Origin of the sequence: Pseudomonas sp. (assembly GCF_049590575.1) — a bacterium.
GTDB lineage: Bacteria > Pseudomonadota > Gammaproteobacteria > Pseudomonadales > Pseudomonadaceae > Aquipseudomonas.
On sequence record NZ_JBAWDE010000229.1, the window covers coordinates 1 to 1783 of the forward strand.

General features: G+C 65.7%; 2 protein-coding genes. Both read right to left on the reverse strand.

What is annotated here, in order from left to right:
* Positions 1-614, reverse strand: a 614-nt coding sequence (locus WBR57_RS15720; RefSeq protein WP_424084613.1) for an ATP-binding protein, incomplete at its 3' end; no start/stop codon positions are given.
* A partial coding sequence (locus tag WBR57_RS15725) for a cobaltochelatase subunit CobN (protein ID WP_424084614.1) occupies positions 614-1783 on the reverse strand: 1170 nt, incomplete at its 5' end. The genes WBR57_RS15725 and WBR57_RS15720, both read right to left, overlap by 1 nt.

Sequence of the window (1783 nt, forward strand, 5' to 3'; positions counted from 1 at the left end):
GCCGCCTGTTGCTCGGCCCATTGCGCGCAGAACGCGACTGGGTCGCTGTCGAAATCCAGGCGCCGACGGATGATCTGCCCACGCTCGCTCGGCAGCGTCTGCCCGCTCAGCGCCACATTGAAGCCGAAACGGTCGAGCAACTGCGGGCGCAGCTCACCCTCCTCCGGGTTCATCGTGCCGATCAGCACAAAGCGCGCCGAATGCCGATGGGAGATGCCGTCGCGCTCGATCAGGTTGGTGCCGCTGGCCGCGACGTCGAGCAACAGGTCGACCAGGTGATCTGCCAGCAAGTTGACTTCATCCACATACAGCACACCGCCATCCGCCTTGGCCAGCACGCCTGGCGAAAACTGCGCGCGGCCTTCACCCAGCGCCGCGTCCAGGTCCAGCGTGCCGACCAGGCGTTCTTCGGTAGCGCCCAACGGCAAGGTGACAAACTGCCCGCTGGCCAGCAGGTCGGCGAGACCGCGTGCCAATGTGGACTTGGCCATACCGCGCGGGCCTTCGATCAGCACGCCGCCGATCTTCGGGTCGATAGCGGTCAGGCACAGCGCCAGCTTCAAGTCGTCGGCGCCGACCACGGCGGACAGCGGAAAATGCGGAATTTCAGTCATCAGCTGTCTTCTTCTATATCCAGCAACAGGTTTTCCAACGCCTCGCGATACGCTCCCGGCGCCTGCCACAAGCCACGCTGCTGGGCTTCAAGCATGCGCTCGGTCATGTCTCGCAGGGCTGCGGGGTTGTGCTGTTGCACAAAGGCGCGGGTGTCGGGGTCGAGCAGGTAGGCGTCGGCGAGCAAGGCGTATTGGTGATCGTCGATCAGCGCGGTGGTGGCGTCGAACGCGAACAGGTTATCCACGGTCGCGGCCATCTCGAACGCACCTTTATAACCGTGGCGCTTCACGCCGTCGATCCACTTGGGGTTGGCGGCGCGGGAACGGATCACCCGGTTCAGCTCTTCCTTCAAGGTGCGGATTTTCGGCAAGTCGGGCTGGCTATGGTCGCCATGGTAACTGGCGGCCTTGTCACCGCTCAGGGTTTCCACGGCGGCAAGCATGCCGCCCTGGAATTGGTAGTAGTCATTCGAATCGAGCAGGTCGTGCTCGCGGTTGTCCTGGTTGTGCAACACCGCCTGCACATGGCTCAGGCGCTGGGCGAATTGCCCACGGGCGGCGGTGCCTTCGTCGGAACCGCCATAGGCGTAGCCGCCCCAGTTCAGGTAGACCTCGGCCAAGTCCTCGCGGCTTTGCCATAGGCGGCCGTCAATCGCGCCCTGCACGCCCGCGCCGTAGGCACCCGGCTTGGCGCCGAAAATGCGCCACCCGGCTTGCTTCGCCGCCGCCGCTTCATCCAGGCCGGACTGCAGCAGCGCCGCGCTCTCGCTGCGCACCTTGGCGGCCAGCGGGTTCATGTCATCCGGCTCATCCAGGGCCGCCACCGCCTGCACCGCCGCATCGAACAGGCGGATCAGGTTGGCGAACGCGTCGCGGAAGAACCCGGACACACGCAGCGTCACGTCGACGCGCGGCCGATCGAGCAGGCTGATCGGCAGGATTTCAAAGTCGTCCACGCGCTGGCTGCCCGTGGCCCACACCGGGCGCACGCCCATCAGTGCCATGGCCTGGGCGATATCATCGCCGCCGGTGCGCATGGTCGCGGTGCCCCAGACCGACAGGCCGAGCTGGCGCAGGTGGTCACCGTGGTCCTGCAAATGCCGCTCAAGCATCAAATTCGCCGACTGGAAGCCGATACGCCAGGCGGTGGTGGTCGGCAGGTTGCGCAC